This is a genomic window from Myxococcales bacterium, from assembly GCA_016706225.1.
Classification (GTDB): domain Bacteria; phylum Myxococcota_A; class Polyangia; order Polyangiales; family Polyangiaceae; genus JADJKB01.
The window spans coordinates 334,657-351,570 of the sequence record JADJKB010000024.1 but is presented as its reverse complement, the minus strand read 5'-3'; the positions used below and the strand labels follow the sequence as shown (position 1 = coordinate 351,570).

The following is a 16,914-nucleotide window of genomic DNA, read 5'->3' as shown; positions in this document are numbered from 1 at the left end:
CAGCCTCGCGCGTTCAGCACTCGCAGCCGCCAAACACGCACAGCAGCTGCAACGTCAACGTGAAATCGCCACTGTCGTCGCCCGCGCCGGGAGCCTTCTGCCCGTCCACGACGATGACGTACCAGCCGTCGTCCGGAGCCACGAAGGTCGTGCCCCAGGTTCCGGCGCCCGTGTTGCCGCAGAGGTGCTTCTTGTCACAAGCCTGGTCGGTGCAGTTGCTCCCGGAGTAGATCTTGAACACGCGCTCCCAGCTTTGAGCGCTGGCGCATTTGGCTCCCTGCGTCAGCTTCACGTCGAGCTTCTCGAACTTCTTGAGATACATCCGGTAGGAGCGATCGCGTCCAAGATCCTTGCAGCTCGTGGCGTCGTAACCGCTGACGTCGTTGGCGGAGCTGCAGGTGTTCGTCGTGACCTGAAAACCGCCAGCCTTGGCCGCGGTCAGCCTACCCACGACGCGCGCACCGGCGCAGCCCGCGCCACTCTCGTTGCCGTCGGCGCAGCCGAGCACTGCACACGCAGGTCCGCCCCCGCCGCCGCCGCTCGTGCCCCCTCCGCCTGCCACGCTACCGCCGCTACCGCCCGTACCGCCGGCTCCGCCTGCCGACGTTCCACCCGTACCCGCAGCACCACCACCAGGAGTGCCACCGATGCCACCGGTCGCGCCCAGCCCGGCGGTCGCGCCGGAGCCTCCACCGCCCGAGGGTGTGCCCCCCGCGCCCCCGCCACCAGAAGGAGTCCCGCCGAATCCCCCGCCACCGCCGCCCTTGTCGTCGCCAACGTCTTCGCTGGTCGCGCAAGCCGCGACCATGCAGAACCACCAAGGCGCGAGGATGCGGAGGTAACCGAGCATGAAGGCGCACAGAATACGCCGTCGGCCGCGCGGCGTGGCCGGCGTTTTTTTCGCCGACGCGGGTTCGGGGCCCAGCTCAGAAATGCCCGGGCTGAACGCGCTCCGAAGGCAGCGGCAACTCGAGCAGCGCTCCGTTCACAATCTCGTGGGGTCGCACGCCGACCCGCTCCACCAGGGCGTCGTGGTTCGTCGCAATCACCACGGTGATCTCCGGGTCGGCGCAGCAGCGTTCGATGACCAGGTGTACGAGCCCGAGGGTGCGCGGATCGAGCCCGGTGTCCGGGTCGTCGAAAAACACGAAGTTCGGTCCCAGGGCCAGCGCGCGCGCCATCGCGATGCGTTTTTTCACACCGAACGACAGGTGGGCGGGCAGGGCGTGGAAGTCGGGTTGGTCCACACCCACCTCGATCAGCGCCGCGCGAGCGCGGGCGTCGAGGCTCTTCTCGTCCATGCCCAGCACGTCCGCGTGAAACCGAAGCGCGACGGAGACGTTGGCGAGCGCGGTCAGGTTGTGAATCAAGGCTCCGTCCTGAAACACGAACCCGCAACGCACTCCCGCGCGCACGAGGGCGCTCGGGCGCTCGGGATCGGGGCGATGGCCGTCCAGGCGCACCTCGCCCTCCATCACCGGGAGCAGGCCCGCGCAGAGATACAAGAACGTGGACTTGCCCACGCCATTTTCACCGGTGACGACCAGCACCTGGCCGCGGTCGAGATGGAAGCTCTCGTCCCGAAGTACGACCAGGTCGCCGTAGCGAAACGCGACGTTCTCCAGGGTGAGCCCGCGCTGTCCCTTCATGCCCCCGCCCGCTGAACCCGCATCACCTTAACGGTGGTCCCACCAGCCAGTAGAACCCGGCCGTCAGGAGCAGGTTGTAGGCGACACAACCGAAGAGACTGCGCACGACGGCCTGGCTTGCCATACGCGGAACTTCAGTGGGGGAGCTCTTCACTTGCAGGCCATAGTGACAACAGAGCAGGCCCACGATCAAGCCGAGACCGGCGCCCTTCAGCAGGAAGAAGGGGAGATCCGCCAGTCGCAGCGCACCCGCGAATCCCGAGCGGATGGCGTCCAGGCTCGGCGCGGTGATGAGCAGGCTCACCAGGTAACCGCCGCCGATGGCCGCCACCGCGAAGTAGACCGTCAGCACCAAGACACAGAGCACACACGCGACCAGTCGCGGCAAGACCACGAAGCGCATCGGATCGATCCCCAGCGAAGCAAGCGCGAGGATCTCGGAGTTGGCCTTCATGTTCCCCAGCTCCGTCGCGATCGCCGTGCCCGAGCGGCTCGCGACGATGATGGCCGTGACCAGCGGCGCGAGCTCTCGAAGCACGACCGCCACCAAGATCGTGCCCAGAATTTCACCGCTCGCCGCGGGTGCCATCAAGTTGGTCTCGATGATGATGGTCCCACCGATCAGCAGACCGATCAGGCTCACCAGCGCGACGGGTTGGGCCCCGGTGAACAGGATCTGCATGAGGGTGATGCGCCGGACCTCGGCGTGAGCGGCGTGCCCGGGCGTGGAGTACGCGCGAAATGCGGCGGTCGCTGTGTGCAGCGGAGCGGAAAACTCCAGCCACAGGTCCAGCACGCGCCGACCCAGCCGCGCGGTGAAGCTCCGCGGAGCAAGCGGCTGATCTCTAGGGTCGTAGGGCAGCGTCGCGCGCATTCGTGAGCCGGGCAGTCTACCGCGGCGGACGCCTACCCGCGACGCTGTCTCCGCCGCGCGTTTCCAAGCTGATAGCGTGCTTGGAGCCCGCGAGCGCGCTCCGTTCAGGGTTCGCCGTTACCGTCGGCGCCGTCCGCACCCCCGCCGTCGCGGGGCGCAGGAGCCGGAGCTGGCGCCGGAGCTGCGCCTGCATCGACGACGGCGATCGACAGACAAACCGAGGGCACACACCCCACGGCACGGGCGACCGAACGCGGCAAATTTCGCCTGGCCGAGTGACACGCGGCGCCGCCTTGATCACAGCCGGAGAGCAGCATACCCGCTGTCGCTCCGACCGCAGCGCTGAGAAAGCGCTGCCGCCGTTCCAGGATGCGTCGGCGGTCGTCGTCGGACACACCGCAGCATACGCAATTTTCGTGCGTGGCACACAGGCCGCGTGCGAAGGGCGTCAGTGATACGTCACGCCGAAGAGCAGCGTCGGCGCGGTGACGCTGTACTCATCGGTGTAACTGTTCCCGTTTCTGGTCTCATCGTAGGTGAGCTTGGCGTAAGAGAAGCGGAAGGCTGGGCCCAGGCTCCACTGGTCGGCGACCCAGAAGTCGTAGCCAACCGCAGCCGCAAGCATGAATCCCGTACCGGTCTCGCTCTCGGTCTTCACGCCTGAAATGGTGTACTCGTAGCTGCCCTGAGCGTAGCCGAGGAACGCTTGTAGAAAGAGCCCACCCTTCGGGTCGGTGTAGTACTGGCCGAACACACCGATGCCGCTGAGCTGGGCTTGGCCGTCATCGGTGGGCGCCGTGCCCAGACCGTCGGCTTCGAAGGTCGGGTCGGAGATCACATAGGTGACTACGCCGCCACCGACGACGAGCCCTTGTGCCGGCGTGCCGCCGATCAGCAGCTCCGCACTAGCAGCGCCACCCGATATCTCGGTGTCGGTCGGTGTCCCGAAGCTCTCCGTCGTGCCCTTGGCACTGACCGGCGCATAACCGAGTCCGAAGCGGAGAAAGAAACCGTCGTGTTCGCGCACTCCGACGGGTAGTGGCGGCGGCCCGTATCCGGGCTGCCCGGGCGGCGGCGCCCCGTAGCCGTAGCCAGGTTGTGCGGGCGGCGGTGCCCCATATCCGGGCTGGCCTTGGGGCTGTCCATACGCAGCTTGTCCTGGCGGTGGCGCTCCGTAGCCCGGCTGCGCCGCAGGCGGTGGTGCCGGCTGAGCGGGCGGTGGTGGCGCGGGCGGTGGTGGCGCGGGAGGCGGCGCCGGATCGCCAGCGGGCGGCGGCGCCGGTGGAGCGTCACCCTGTGCCGCTGCGTTGTTTGCAGTACCCAAGCTGACCGCGAGGGTGGAGCTGACGATGAATTGGCGCAGAGTGGACTGCATCGGTACCTCCTCGGCGCCATGCTCACACGCTCGCGCGAGCAGTCAATCGGGAGCGGCTGCATCGCTTGCGCGGCGAAGGCCTTGACGCGCGCCCGCATGGTGCCCGGGGGCTCGGGCCTTTTTGAGAGCCGCGGCGCTGCGCGGCCGGATATGATTGAGGCATGTTGGCGCTTCCTCTCCCTCACCGCTTCGCAACGCGCTCGTCGGTCGCCATCTTGGCCGTGGTGCTGCCACTCGCCTGGGCTTCGGCGTGCGGAGGTTCGGACGGCGGAGGAGGCCCGGGTGGAGCTGGCGGCGCGGGCGGTGCGGGTGGCGCAGGCGCAGGCGCAGGTGGAGGTGGTGGCGACGCAGGTCCCGACGCGCCACAAGGCAAGACCCTCGCCGTCATCGAGCTCTACCCGCTCGATATCTGGGCGCAGTTCCTGCCAGAAAGCGAGCGGCAGCTCTCGGTGCAGCTGGACGGCGCGCCCGCTTACACGACCGGGTCGCCGGTGATCAGCGTTCCGCTCGTCAAAGCTGGAACGCTCCAGATCGATCTGACGGCGCCCGAGCATCAATCGCTGAGCATCAGTCTCACCTACGACGGCACGAGCGCACTCACGAGCGCGGTGCTCGCGAATGGCGGCGGCACCCAGGGAAGCGGACTCTCGTTTTCGCACGAACTGCGCAACGTGGACGGCGCGGGCATCCCGGTCCACAGCGTCTATCTCGGGCTTCGGCACCTGTGGTTCTCGGCGGAAGGTCGACCGGCGCGGCGGGGCAACGCGATCGAGCTGATGATGGACGGCGAGCAGGCCTGGGGTTCGGTCGCTCAAGACCTGGGCGGGGCATCGAAGAGCATCGTCGCCGCAACCTGGTGGTGGCAGTCCGATTTCGAGCTGGTGCGGGACCCGACGCTGAGCTTGACCCAGAGCACGACGGAGCGCTGGAAGAACACGATCCTGGGAATTCTCGACCTCTCGCCTGCCGAGAAGCGCGTGCTCGTCGGCCAGTTCTGGGGGCAGGACAGCCTGCTCTCGTTCCTGACCACGGACTCGAAGCTCAAGGACCACGCCGACGTCCTCAACGATGGCTTCGAGTTCATGGGCATGGGGAACGCAACCGAGGGCAAGTTCCAGTTCGAGGCGAAGGCGGTCGACTTCGGCGGCCGTGTGCACGCGACCCACTCCGCGGCCAGCTCTCAACAGTTCGATGCCGAGTCGCCCATCCCATCCAGCATTCCTCCGCGCTTCGTCGACCTCACCCAGTGGCCAGTGGGTGTGCAGGTGGAGCATGCCTCGTATCACCAGAAGTTCATGGTGATCGATCACGAGCTTGCCTACATCGGCGGCATGAACCTGAAAGAGGTTGACTGGGACACGTCGAAGCACCTGGTCTTCGAGCCCCGGCGCATGAAGTTCGCGGCCACGAGCGCCGATCGCCTGGCCGTCAAGAACAAGACCAAGCTACCCGACACCGGGCCGCGCAAGGACTACATCATGCGCATCGAGGGTCCCGCGGCGCAGGACGCGGCCGACGTGTTCCAGGTGCGCTGGCAACACCAGCTCGACACCGGGGTCGAATACGCGAACAAGAGCACACCCTTCACGGTGGAGCGCAACATTCCCGAACGACCGAATGGCAAGCAGGTTCAGGTCACCGCCACGCTCCCGCAGCCGTTCTGGGAACACGCCATTGCGGAGTCGTGGCTCAACGCAGTGTCCCAGGCCAACGACTACATCTTCATCGAGGATCAGTATTTTCGCGCTCCCATCCTCAACGACGCCATCGTCGCGCGCATGAAACAGGTACCGGGGCTGCGCCTGATCGTGATCACCAAGCCAATCTCCGAGTGGGCCGACCCCGGCTGCCCCTGGACTTACAAGTCACACGCCCTCTTCAAGTCCCAGTTCCCGAGCCGCTACATGCTGCTGCAGCTTCGTGCGTTCGACACCGTGGTGAGCTTCGGCATCGACGAGACCGAGTCCCGCTACGCCGACATGGATGTCCACGCCAAGATGCTGATCGTGGACGACAAGTTCATGAGTGTGGGCTCGTGCAACAAGAACAACCGAGGCATGACCTACGAGGGTGAGTTGAACGTTGCGGTGCTCGACCCGGCCTGGGTGCGGGCTGAGCGCCGGAAGATCTTGGCCAACATGCTGCCTTCGGGCACCAAGGCCAGCGACGACGTCGGCGCGTGGTGGACGGATCTGGCGCAAGCCGCGGCCTGGAATGACGCCGTCCACTCGGCCTGGGAGACCGAGGGCTTCGACATCAACCTGAACGGTGCGCCCTTGCCGGCGCAGTACACCCCCAAGGGTCTCGTTCACGGCATGGATTTCCCCGACGTCTCGAAGTGCCTGTTCGAGAGCGTGGGTCCCGACATGACGTTCTGGTGACGTCATTCGTCACCGGACGGCGAGTTTGCGTTACCGCTCGGAGCGTCGAGGTCCTAAGCTCTACGCATGCGTTGGATCAGCGTGGGAGTCCTCGTCTTCGTATCGTGTGGGGGCGGTGCCAAGTTCAAGATGGTCGAGACCCCGTGGTCCGCGGGTGACGACGCGACGGCGCGCCTCACGCGCGGTGCGGCGAAGTTGGGCTGCTCCGCCTCGCCGCCGGACTCCACGGGGGAGATCGAGATCAGCTGCCCCGAGGGCAAACCCAAGGCAGAGAGCGAGAAAGGCACGCTCCGAATTGGGCCGTCGGCGGAAGACAAGAAGCTGTTCGCCATGTGCAACGACGGCCTCGCCGAAGGCTGCTCGGACACGCTGAAATCCATCTGGGACGCAGGCGCGCGCTGAAGCGTTACGGTTAGGAGCGCGAGGAGTCCACAAGTGACCCGGCGGCTCTGGTTCGTGCTCTTGCCGCTGAGCTGTGCAGCGCAGCGCGCGGTGCGGGCGGACTCCGAGCCCGGGGCAGATCGCTCATTGGATGCGGCGATCACAGAGATCGTGTCCCGCGAGCAAACACCCGAGGCCGAGTCGCGGCGTCTTTCCCAGCTCGGCGCCCGCTGGCAGCCCAAGACGATCGGCGACCCCCCGCCGCGCGAGCGCCCGGTCGGCCGCCGCGCCCTGATCGACGTGCGTTTCGCTGATGCCGAGCTCGAGGAAGCGCTGCGCTTGCTGGCCGACGCCGGAGGGTTTGCGTTGATCGCCGACGGTGAGCTTGCTGGCCGGGTCACTGCCGACCTGCGACGTGTGCGTCCTTACGAAGCGCTGGTGTCACTGGCCGAAGCGCACGGCGCCAGAGTCGAGCGGCGTGGCGCAATCGTCGTGGTCACGCCGCGCTGAGCGGAGAACGCGTCATCGGGCTCGAGCAGTTTCCTGCCCGAGCCCGACCCGGTCAGCTTCCGTTCACTTGCAGTTCGTGCTCGTGCAGCTGGCGAACTCGGCGGCGCTCGTCGCGGCGCCCTCGCAGCACGCCAGGCACATGTTCTTGCTGGGGAGACCAGCGCACTGGACGAACGGCTGGCACTGGCATTGGTAACACTCCTCCGATCACGTTGCACTGCGCCATGCCCACGCCGTCTTCCTCCCACGAGGTCTGCCATGCGTGAACGCCGCATCACCGCCGAACCCCGAAGCTACGAACCGCGAAGCCAGAAGCTCGGAGAACCGACCCGGCGCATCAACATCACGATGTTGGAATCGCAACACGACGAGCTCGTGCGTCAGGGTGTCAACGTCTCCGGGTTGATCCGCGAGCTGCTCGACCAGCACTTCTCACAGCGCGCCATCACGCTGGAGGTCGACCCCGAGACTCGCGCACTCTACGAAGAAGCGGTGGTCAGGAGCGGAGCAACATCCGAGGACGTCGCGGCGCTGCTGCGCCGCGCAATGACCGAGCTGCTCGACGATCGCATGAAGCGCCTCGAAGTGCTGCGGCGCGAGCTCGCCAAGAAGAAGTGACCGCCGCCGCCCGGGCTGAGCGGCGCCGCGCGGCCGTCGCCAGGAGGCCAGGCGCCCGTCAGCTGATCAGCCGCTCGAAACTCGCAGACTTCAGCGCGCTTCGCGCTATGAGCAGGCTGCCGAGGGCAAACAGGAGCCCGAGCACCACCGGACGCACCCAGCCACCTGGGAGCACCGCTGTTCCAGCCATGCTGAGGAACAACGCAGGGACCATGAAGAGCCCGGCGATGTTGTTCGCCGCTCTGAAGTCGCGCGACAAGAGCGCGACGAGCAACGAGGCGCTGGTCGAGTACGCGAGCACACACACGAGCATGAACGGCAAACCCAGCACGTCGCTCACGGGAGCCAGTCCTTTCGAGGCGGCAACGACACAGTCGATGACAACGAGCGGCACGGTTCCGCCCGCCGTGGCGACCACGACAGCCAGCAGCTTTGCGCGCAAGATCTGGTCAATCCGGACCGGGAGAGCGACGAGCAGCTCCAGCGTACGACTCTCGCGCTCGCTGATCACCAGAAAGGTCATGAGCATGGTGGGCACGATCACGCCGACCATCGCGATCATGAGCGGAAGCAGGGCAACCGACAGCTTTCGCGGATCGTTGCCGACCTCCGCGAACAGCCCGAAGTCCGGCGCCGGGCCGCCCTTGCCGGGTCCAGCCTCGCCGATGGTGAACATCATCAGCATCGGGGTGATGAGCAGGCCGACGATGGGCAAGATCAGGGCGCCGGCCATGGCCCCGCGGCTCGAGGTCAGCATGCGCCACTCCTTCCGGAAGAGGATCTTGACCTCCCGATCGAGAATCACGCTCGGCTCCCCACCGGCTGTGACACCGGCGATTGGTGGACGATGTCGAGAAACAAGTCCTCGAGCGACGGTCGCACGATCCGACACTCGCAGATCGAGAGCCCGGCCTGGAGGAGGTCGCGCAGCAAGCCTGGGACCGCGCGCTCTGCGTCGGGGAGCGACACCTCCACCGAGTCCTGTTCCTGGATGGGGGCGTGACCCCGCGCCCGCAGCGCCGCGAGAAGCTCGTCCACCACACCCGTCACCCGCAGGCTAACCCGGGGTGTCGTGCGCGCGCGCAAGTCGTCGATCGCCTCGTGGACGGCGACCTTGCCATTTCTCAGGATGATCACCGTGTCGCAGAGCTCTTCGGCCTCTGCGAGGTTGTGCGTGCAGAGGAGGGTCGTCGTGGTCTTGGTGATCTCGCGCAAGAGATCGATGACCTCGCGTGCGGCGACCGGATCCAGCCCGGCGGAAGGTTCATCGAGAATCAAGAGCTCCGGCTTGGGGATCAGCGCTGCGGCCAGGCAGAGGCGCCGCTGCCAGCCGCCGGACAAGGTTGCCATCGTTCGGTCCAGCATCGGGCCGAACTCGAGGCGATTCACTACTTCGTCGGACGAGTGAACACCGTACAGTTCTTCGACGAAGGCGAGGTACTGCCGACAGGTCATCTCCTTGTACATCCCCGGCTGCTGAGGAACGATGCCGACTCGGCGCTTGGCGGCCAGGAAGCCGGGCTCATCGGCCGCCGAACCGTACAAAAAGGCGAACCCCGTGCTCGGGGCCAGCGCGCCGGTCAAGAGACGGATGGTTGTGGTCTTTCCGGCTCCATTGGGGCCGAGCAGACAAGCGCGCTCGCCGGGTCTGAGCGTGAACGAGCTACCTCGCAGCGCATGGACGGTTTCTCCGAAGCGTTTCTCGGCGGCAATCAGCTGGATGGGATCGCCGCTCGACTCGGGGCGCAAGCGAGGCGGGACCACTTCGTCGTGGGAAGGCAGCGCGCGAAACGCCCAGGCGATCACCAGGTACTCCGCCGGCAGGAGCGCCACGAGCGAGAGGTTCATGGCGACGATTCCGAACCGCCCCATCGAATAGACGACGACGGCGTCGGCCACTGCGTGCGACACGATCGCGACCACGAGGAGCAGCGGTCGCCGACGCACGACCGCGACGAGGACGACCAGTGTGGCAGCCAGGTGGAACGCCATGGAGCAGACCCGCTCCAGCACGGTCAGGGCCGGCACCCACAGCGGCGTCGACTCGAAAGTCCGAAGTTGCCGAGCGAGGGTCGCACTTTGTTCGGGCAGCAAGCCGAGATTCTCGACGCCGTTCCGGTCGACTATCGCGATCTGAAACAGGGCAATCGCACCCGCCAAGCCGACCAGCCCGATCGCCTCGATGCCCGCGTGGCCGACCCCGAAGGTGAGCCCCTGCGGACCCGAGCGAGCGTCGCGTCGCCAGAAGCGCAACACGACGTAGCGCGCGACTTCCTCGCACAGCCCTGCCGTCATCCCGAGCACGAGCGAGTTCGTGAGCAGGCGAGCTGGCCCACCGCCCAACCAGCCGACCTTCCCGAGCAACGAGTTCAGTGGCAGGTGAACGAGCTGCGAGCCCAGAAAGGTGAGTGCTCCCGCACCCACCAGCCCAAGAGTCAGGCGAAAGCGCCGCCGCAAGAGCGCCAGCACCACGAACGGCAAGGCCGTGACGAAGACCGTCTGGAGCAGGATCGCAAACCGCACGCACTCTCCCCGGGCCGCGGTGGTTGCGCGGCATCCGGATCGTGCCACAGGCCCCCGTGGCGAGGCGTCCTGTTTTTCCATCGGGCCTGCCCGACCCCGCAGCGGGGTCGAGCGCGTTTGAGCAATGGACGTCCTGCTTTCTCACCACGGAACTCGTCTTGATACCGGGCCACATGTCCCGCCGCCCGGCGCCGCCTTCCGGACGTTTTGCGCCGCTCGTGGAGGACGCCCCGGCGCACCGTCACGCGCGCGCCAGACCGAACTCGAACGCCGACACCTGCGCGCCCAGCACCGCGTCAGTGAACACCCGCCGCCCGCGCTCGGCCTGAGCCGCACCAGCCACGACCATCAGCGGGAGCAAATGTTCTTCCCGCGGGTGGCAGTAGCGCCCGGACGGCGCCCGGCTCCAGCCCTCGAGGTGCGCGTCGCGTTCGGCGGGAGGTCCCGCGCACACTTCGGCGAGCCAGCCGTCGAACTCCTGCGATGGCCCCAACGAAGCCGACGAACCTGCACCTCCCAGCATCGTGCGGAGGTTGTGGAAACTCATCCCACTGCCAACGATCAACACACCCTCATCGCGCAGAGGCGCCAGGGCTCTACCAAGCGCGAGGTGGCTGCGCGGATCGAGCGTGCGATTCAGCGAGAGTTGTAGGGTCGGGATGTCGGCCGCCGGGTACGCGAGCTTGAGCGGGATGAACACTCCGTGATCGAAGCCGCGGGCAGCATCTTCGGTGTTGGGGATCCCCGCGGTGTCGAGCAGCGCGCGCACGCGCGCGGCTACGGCAGGCGCGCCTTGGGCTGGCCAGGTCAGCTGGTAGGTTTCGGGGGGAAAGCCGTAGTAGTCGAAGAGCAGCGGCGGGGCCGCGCCACTCTGCACGGTCACGACGGGCTCCTCCCAGTGAGCGGAAACGACCAGCAGAGCCTTCGGTCGCGTGTAGCGTTGTCCGACCTCTCTCAGATACGCAGCCATCCGATCCCAGGTGTCCGGCGGACCCATGGTCCACTCCATGAAGAAGCAGGGACCTCCGCCATGGGGGATGTACAGCGTCGGCAGGCGGCCGGACGGATCGGGTGACGGGGAAGGTTCGCTCTTGCCATCCATGACTTGCTCCGGTGTCCACAGCGAGCGCGCCGCGAGCCCCGCCGCGCCGAGGGCAGCAAGGCCGACAATGACGCGGCGGGAAGGCGAGGGTTTCGGTTTCAATGGGCCGGGCTCGAGTGTAATGCGAGGCTCGCCGATTCAAAGGGCCTTCGCGGCGGCGTGGGCAAGTGCGCCAAGCGAAGTCCACCACCGCCCGCCTCCAACCGACCGAGCGCAGTGAACCGTACCCCCGGACGGCGCCGAACACCGTCGGCGCGGTGCAGTTCGGGCCTCAGCGCTTGATCTCGAGGCTCCAGCCGTTGAGCGAGCCGCTGTCGCCCAGGGCAACGTCCGCGACGACCAGACGCCAGGTGCCCTTGCCCTCGTCGCCGATGAACTCGCTGACGCTGAACGTCTGCTTGCCGAAGGCGCCGCTCGAAGCGTCGGCCTCGAACAGCACGGCCTCGCCCACGCCGATGCGCTGGAGTTTCACGTTCAGGTCGCCCTTGGCCGGGTGAGTCACGTCGACCGTGACCGACAGCGCCTTGATCTCGCCGGCGTCCGCCACGACGATGTCGGTGGAGACGCCCGCCGCGTCGTTGTCCTTGATGGGCTTCGACTCGGTGCTGGCGTAACTCTGACTCGACGGAGCGGCACCGCCCCGGGTGATGGAAAGCTTCCAGGAATTCAGCTTGCCGACGTCGCTCTTGGCCTTGTCGAGCACCACCAAAGACCAGGTGCCGGCGGAGTCTTGGCCGTCGAACGCGGTCACGGCGAAGGTCTTCTTCAGGTCGTCCGCGCTACCGCCGGCGCGATCGGAGAGCAGGACCTCGCCGCCACCCTGGCGCACGAGCTTGACGATCAGATCCCCGCGGTACGGGTGGGTGATGTCCACGGTCACGCTGACCGCGCTGATGCTGCCGCCCTCGGCGACCACAATGTCGCTCTTCACGCCGGTCGCGTCGTTGTCGGGGATCGTCGCGCCGGTAGTGTTCTGGTAGTCCGTCCCGGCGCCGGTGCAGGCGCTGTCCGCCGCGCAGTCGCTGTCGGTGCAGTCACTCTTGCCGTCGCCGTCGTTGTCCTGCTGGTCGTTGCAGATTTCTTTCGTCGGCTCGGGTTTCGGGACGTCGGCGCCGTAGACGGTGCCGTACTCCGCGACGTACTTGAACGACAGGTAACCGTAGCCTGCGCCGTAGGGATTCTCGGTGCCGAAGCGGTCGGTGCCCCAGCTGTTCTTGAAGATGAAGAAGCCCTTCTCTTTGATCGGGGTGCCGCCCGCGTCCACGGCCGGCTTGCCGCTCTCGTCCAGAGGCTGGATCTCCTTGTCGTCGTCCCAGCCCACCAGCACGATGGCGTGCCCGGCGCGCTTCTTCAGGCTCTCGGACTTGTCCTTGGCGTTCGGATAGAACACGACGCCGTCTTTCCAGTAGGTCGCCGAGTCCACCGGGATGGCCGAGAGGCGGTGATTCCACGACTGGTAGAAGAAGGTCATGCCCACGACCACCGCCTGCTTCTTGGTGGTCATGAAGGCCTTGATGCTGTCGGTCTTGGAGTTGACCCAGCGGCCCGCTGGCAGTTTGAAGCGCGGAGCGGCGAGGGCGCTCGCTGGAGGCTCGCCGTTCGTGTAGCACTTGGTCGGCATGCTCTCGCCGGTGCACTCGGGGTCGTTGGCGGTCGTCCACTTGTCTTGCTCGTAGGGCCAGTCCGCTTCTTTCACGATGCCGAACTGGCTGATGGCCTCGAGGTTCGAGTTAGCGTTCGAGCCTTCGGTGTTGGTGAAGTCACCGACCTCTTTTTTCACCGACCACTGCAGGAACTGCTCGGAGAAGTCGGGGTTCGGCAGGTTGCCGGCCTTGAGGTAGAGGTGCTCCATCAGGCCGTTGGTGGCGAAGATCGAGCACACGCCGCGGCGTGCTTGGTTTCGCACGGGCGACTGCTGGGTCAGAAGCTCCGTGTAGAGCTTCGGGTAGACCGCGTCGGCCTTGCCCAGCTCGTCGAGCTTCGCGTTGTCGGGAGCGTCTTTCAGCAAGGAGTCGAGGTCCGAGAGCGGCGTGTCGTTGTCGATGCCGCCGCTGTCGCTGCCTTCGCCGCCCGGCGAGGAGCAACCCACGGACAGGAGCGCGAGCACGGGCAAGGCGAACAGGGACCGACGAGTGGAGCGCTGGTTCATGTGGCTGTTCCTCCTACAATCTACGACATAGGACTACCTCAGCTTCCCACGGCGTGCGAGTGAAAACCGGGGTTCGGCTCTTGGTCGGCGTGTTTGGCGCCCCGGCCGCCCGCTGAAGGGCGCGCGGAGCGGACTGCTCCGCGACCGACGATGTTGACGCTACGTGGACGGTATGACAATTTCATACCATGGCCAGGAGCGCAGAGAAGCTCGCGATCAGTCTGGACCGCGACCTGTTGCGACGCGCCGAGCGCCTGCGTGAGGCGACCGGCGAGTCGCGCAGCGCGCTCGTTGCGCGTGCGCTGAGGCAGTTCCTTCGAGCGGAGGAGTTGGATCGCCAGGTCCGCGAGTACTCGGAAGCGTACCGAACCGTTCCCGAAACCGCCTCGGACACCCGCCAGGCGAGGGCCCTTGCGCGGCGGTCCTTGGCGCAGGTCGACTGGGACGACTCGTGAGGCGCGGCGAGATCTGGTGGGCGCGGCTGGACAAGAGGCGTCCGGTGGTTCTGGTGTCGCGCGAGGAAGCGTACGCTGTGCGTGCGCTCGTGATCGCGGCGCCGGTGTCCACGACGATTCGCGGCTTCGCCGTGGAAGTGAAGGTCGGACCGGGAGAAGGCCTGCCCCGAACCGGAGTGGTCAACTGCGACTGGCTCGTGACCGTGCCCAAGGCCGATCTGGTAGAACGGGCGGGCAAGCTGTCAGCTGCGAAGGTCCGCCAGCTCGACGATGCTCTGCGTTTCGCACTCGGCCTCGAGGCTTGAGCCCTCTCTCAATCCACGACCTGGCCAACGACTTCCCCTCGAGGATGCCAGGCGCTGGCACAGGCGCGCTGGGTCGCGGCGCGCGCCGGGCGCCTGTCGCCGACGGCGAACTTCCACGTCGTCTTCACGTTGCCCGCCGAGCTGCGCGCCGTCGCCAAGCTCAACCGTCGGCGAGTGTTCGAGCTGTTGTTGCGCACCGCCAGCGCGACGCTGCTCGAGCTCGGCCTCGATGAGCGCCGCCTCGGTGCACTGCTCGGCGTGACCAGCGTGCTGCACACCTGGACGCGCGAGCTCGCCTTTCATCCGCACGTGCACTGCATCGTCACCGGCGGTGGCTGGTCGCTCGCCGAGCGCCGCTGGACCGACGGCAACCCGCGCTTCCTCTTCCCCGTGCATGTCCTCGGCGCGCTCTTCCGCGGCAAGTTCCTCGCCGGGCTCTCTCTGCTGCACCGCCGCGGCGAGCTGCGCCTGCCCGACGACGGGCCGGGCCCTTGCGATCCCGAAGCGTTCGACCGGCTTTGCCGCTCGCTCCCCAAGCACTGGCACGTGTACGCCAAGCCGCCCTTCGGCGGCCCCGGGCAAGTGATGCGCTACCTCGGCGGCTACACGCACCGCGTCGGCCTGTCCAACCGACGCCTGGTCTCGCTCGACGCGCGCGGTGTGACCTTCCGCACCAAGCACGGCAAGACCAAAACGCTCGACCCCGTCGAGCGCCGCGGCGCGCCGCCGGCCGGAGTGTGCGCCCGATGCCGATGGCCGCGCAGGGCGTGGGCCTGTCGCGGGCGAGCCGCACCTGCTCGACGTCCGCAGGCACTGGCGCGAGCAACTCCTCGCGCTCACCGGGATCGACGTCCGCCGCTGTCGCGCGTGTGGCGCTCCAACCGTCGAACGCCGGCCGCTTCCCGCCGCGCGCGCACCACCCGCGGAGGCAGCGTGACGCCGGCACTCCCGCTCGCTCGACTCCTCCGTTGCCCGCGTCGGCGACAGTGCGCTCGTGTGCTCGCGCTGGTCGTCGAGCAGCTTCTCGCGGGACAACTCGCAGCCACGCGTCGCTCCGCGCAGTCGCACGCGACGGCGCGGCTCTCGCTCGCGACCCCCGGAGTCATCTCGCAGTCGCATCGCAGTCGCTCGCCACAGCCTCTTTGTGCATAGCGACTCGACGACTCACGCTGCTGCCGCGCACCGGCTCCACCCAACTGGTCGATTCCAAAACTGCGCGGGCTCGCCCGTCGCGCAGCGCGACCTCACGCGCGCAGTCTCGTAATCGCCTATCCTTTATGCGACGTTTGGGTTCCGTTGCGGGCGGAACGAGGGCTCTGTGAGACTCAGGGCGGCGGACAGCTAGCGACCTTCTTGGCGCCGAGGGCCGCTCGGTCGCTGATCGCCTTGTTGCACTCGTCCGTCGTGTACTTGGTGCAGTCGCAACTGTCCAAGTTACCGACCTTGTACGAGATGCAGCAAGTGTAACCGCTGGAGCACGGCGCCTCTTTTCCGTTGGGTATCGGACTGGTCTTGCAGGAACAGGCGGCTCCGACGAGCGGCTCGGCGCAGTACCACTTGGCGGCCGCGCCGCCCGCGCCAGCAGCTCCGCCCGTCGCGCCGCCCGCGCCAGCAGCTCCGCCCGTCGCGCCGCCCGCGCCAGCAGCTCCGCCCGTCGCGCCGCCCGCGCCCCCGGGCGAGCCGCCCGCGCCGCCCGAGCCGCCCGCGCCGCCTGTCGCCCCTCCGCCCGAGCCCCCGGAGGTGGAACCCCCGCTCCCGCCGCCGTCGTCGTCCCCTCCACACCCGGCGAGAATGGCGATCGTCCCCGCACAAACGACCGAGAGCATCTTCACGCGCATCGGGCACCTCTTTCCACCGAAACGCTATTTCAGGCAGGTGGCAACGTCAAGCGCCAGGCCTCGGGGCACACGAGCGTTCTCACAGAGTCCTGCGTTCCGCTCGCAACGGACCGCAAACGTCGCATAAGTTCCAGCTCATGTCGCCTTTCCGCCAGCCGTCCAGGCCAGGCTTCGCTCGAGCGCTTTGGTCGAGCTAGCCTCCCGTGTGCATCGCTGGGAGGGCGAGATCTGGCTTAAGTCGCGGTCCTACTCACCGATTCGATTCGACGCCAGCAGGTACTCTCGCGCGGCGGCGGTGGCGCATCGGTGGCGCCGCCAAGGCAGGGTCCGCTCCGCTCGCCCCTCTTGGGCACCAGCCTGACCCGCTGGAGACGACAACCACCCCGGTCGACCCTTTCACGGCCCCAGGCCCGCGCGCTTCGCGACCACGCCGGGCTCGCTGGGCCGCTTGTATGACTTACGGGCAATCGAGCGCTTCGCGCCGCCGTTTTTGCATTCCTGGGCACCCACTCATCCTGATGATCGGTCAGTAATACAGGGCGGAGAACAGGATCGAGAAACCAAAGCTGGTGGCTCTCTCTTCGACCGTAGTGCCGAGCAAGTCGGTCTCGCGTTTGCCGCTCGCGCCGATGAAACGGACGTAGCCGCCCAGGGACCAAGCGGGTGAAATCCAGGCGTCGTAGCCGCTGAACAGCACGAGTCCGCCACCGTTGTACGGCTCCTCGTCGGCGGCTAGCCCAAGCAAACCGATCGT

The 16,914-nt window shown here is 67.2% G+C and carries 18 protein-coding genes; 7 read left to right on the top strand and 11 right to left on the bottom strand.

Features of this window, described 5'->3' with window-relative positions; translation table 11 throughout:
• Window positions 1-13: 13 nt before the first annotated feature.
• The 5 genes from IPI67_37460 to IPI67_37440 form a co-directional block, all read right to left on the bottom strand.
• On the bottom strand, window positions 14-850 hold the full coding sequence (locus IPI67_37460; GenBank protein MBK7585861.1) for a hypothetical protein: 837 nt from the start codon (window positions 848-850) through the stop codon (window positions 14-16).
• A gap of 76 nt (window positions 851-926) precedes the next feature.
• The gene (locus IPI67_37455; GenBank protein ID MBK7585860.1) at window positions 927-1,649 is read right to left on the bottom strand and encodes an ATP-binding cassette domain-containing protein; all 723 of its coding nucleotides are present in this window, start codon (window positions 1,647-1,649) and stop codon (window positions 927-929) included.
• A gap of 22 nt (window positions 1,650-1,671) precedes the next feature.
• Window positions 1,672-2,523 (bottom strand): ABC transporter permease, encoded by an 852-nt coding sequence (locus IPI67_37450; GenBank protein ID MBK7585859.1) that lies wholly within the window; start codon window positions 2,521-2,523, stop codon window positions 1,672-1,674.
• Window positions 2,524-2,627: 104 nt separating this feature from the next.
• Window positions 2,628-2,918, bottom strand: a complete 291-nt coding sequence (locus IPI67_37445; protein ID MBK7585858.1) for a hypothetical protein — start codon at window positions 2,916-2,918, stop codon at window positions 2,628-2,630.
• 53 nt (window positions 2,919-2,971) lie between these two features.
• Window positions 2,972-3,898 carry an autotransporter domain-containing protein gene (locus IPI67_37440; GenBank protein MBK7585857.1) on the bottom strand — a complete coding sequence of 309 codons (927 nt, stop codon included), beginning with the start codon at window positions 3,896-3,898 and terminating at the stop codon, window positions 2,972-2,974.
• Window positions 3,899-4,059: 161 nt separating this feature from the next.
• On the opposite strand from IPI67_37440, the gene IPI67_37435 reads away from it, so the two are divergent.
• The 4 genes from IPI67_37435 to IPI67_37420 all read left to right on the top strand — a co-directional run bounded on the left by IPI67_37435 (window position 4,060) and on the right by IPI67_37420 (window position 7,788).
• Window positions 4,060-6,279: a hypothetical protein gene (locus IPI67_37435; protein MBK7585856.1), complete on the top strand. Its 2,220-nt coding sequence runs from the start codon at window positions 4,060-4,062 to the stop codon at window positions 6,277-6,279.
• 66 nt (window positions 6,280-6,345) lie between these two features.
• Complete coding sequence (locus IPI67_37430; protein ID MBK7585855.1) at window positions 6,346-6,681, top strand: hypothetical protein; 336 nt, start codon at window positions 6,346-6,348, stop codon at window positions 6,679-6,681.
• 33 nt (window positions 6,682-6,714) lie between these two features.
• Window positions 6,715-7,170: a hypothetical protein gene (locus IPI67_37425; protein MBK7585854.1), complete on the top strand. Its 456-nt coding sequence runs from the start codon at window positions 6,715-6,717 to the stop codon at window positions 7,168-7,170.
• 258 nt (window positions 7,171-7,428) lie between these two features.
• Window positions 7,429-7,788, top strand: coding sequence for a hypothetical protein (locus tag IPI67_37420; protein ID MBK7585853.1), 360 nt, complete (start codon window positions 7,429-7,431; stop codon window positions 7,786-7,788).
• 58 nt (window positions 7,789-7,846) lie between these two features.
• On the opposite strand, the gene IPI67_37415 is transcribed toward IPI67_37420, so the two are convergent.
• The 4 genes from IPI67_37415 to IPI67_37400 form a co-directional block, all read right to left on the bottom strand.
• Window positions 7,847-8,593 carry an ABC transporter permease subunit gene (locus IPI67_37415; GenBank protein ID MBK7585852.1) on the bottom strand — a complete coding sequence of 249 codons (747 nt, stop codon included), beginning with the start codon at window positions 8,591-8,593 and terminating at the stop codon, window positions 7,847-7,849.
• Window positions 8,590-10,311, bottom strand: coding sequence for a YhfC family intramembrane metalloprotease (locus IPI67_37410; protein ID MBK7585851.1), 1,722 nt, complete (start codon window positions 10,309-10,311; stop codon window positions 8,590-8,592). The genes IPI67_37415 and IPI67_37410 overlap by 4 nt, the downstream gene beginning before the upstream one ends.
• A 241-nt stretch (window positions 10,312-10,552) precedes the next feature.
• Complete coding sequence (locus IPI67_37405) at window positions 10,553-11,413, bottom strand: dioxygenase (protein ID MBK7585850.1); 861 nt, start codon at window positions 11,411-11,413, stop codon at window positions 10,553-10,555.
• Between the two features lie 271 nt (window positions 11,414-11,684).
• Window positions 11,685-13,562, bottom strand: coding sequence for a proprotein convertase P-domain-containing protein (locus tag IPI67_37400; GenBank protein ID MBK7585849.1), 1,878 nt, complete (start codon window positions 13,560-13,562; stop codon window positions 11,685-11,687).
• A gap of 188 nt (window positions 13,563-13,750) precedes the next feature.
• Between IPI67_37400 and IPI67_37395 the strand changes: the two genes are divergently transcribed.
• The 3 genes from IPI67_37395 to IPI67_37385 all read left to right on the top strand — a co-directional run bounded on the left by IPI67_37395 (window position 13,751) and on the right by IPI67_37385 (window position 15,474).
• Window positions 13,751-14,017, top strand: coding sequence for a ribbon-helix-helix protein, CopG family (locus IPI67_37395; protein MBK7585848.1), 267 nt, complete (start codon window positions 13,751-13,753; stop codon window positions 14,015-14,017).
• Window positions 14,014-14,322 (top strand): type II toxin-antitoxin system PemK/MazF family toxin, encoded by a 309-nt coding sequence (locus IPI67_37390; protein MBK7585847.1) that lies wholly within the window; start codon window positions 14,014-14,016, stop codon window positions 14,320-14,322. The genes IPI67_37395 and IPI67_37390 overlap by 4 nt, the downstream gene beginning before the upstream one ends.
• A gap of 129 nt (window positions 14,323-14,451) precedes the next feature.
• A complete protein-coding gene (locus IPI67_37385) occupies window positions 14,452-15,474 on the top strand; it encodes a transposase (GenBank protein MBK7585846.1) in 1,023 nt (340 codons plus the stop codon).
• A 173-nt stretch (window positions 15,475-15,647) separates the two neighbouring features.
• On the opposite strand, the gene IPI67_37380 is transcribed toward IPI67_37385, so the two are convergent.
• Together IPI67_37380 and IPI67_37375 are read right to left on the bottom strand one after the other, a co-directional pair.
• Window positions 15,648-16,160: a hypothetical protein gene (locus IPI67_37380; GenBank protein MBK7585845.1), complete on the bottom strand. Its 513-nt coding sequence runs from the start codon at window positions 16,158-16,160 to the stop codon at window positions 15,648-15,650.
• Window positions 16,161-16,686: 526 nt separating this feature from the next.
• Complete coding sequence (locus IPI67_37375) at window positions 16,687-16,905, bottom strand: hypothetical protein (GenBank protein ID MBK7585844.1); 219 nt, start codon at window positions 16,903-16,905, stop codon at window positions 16,687-16,689.
• Window positions 16,906-16,914: the final 9 nt, after the last annotated feature.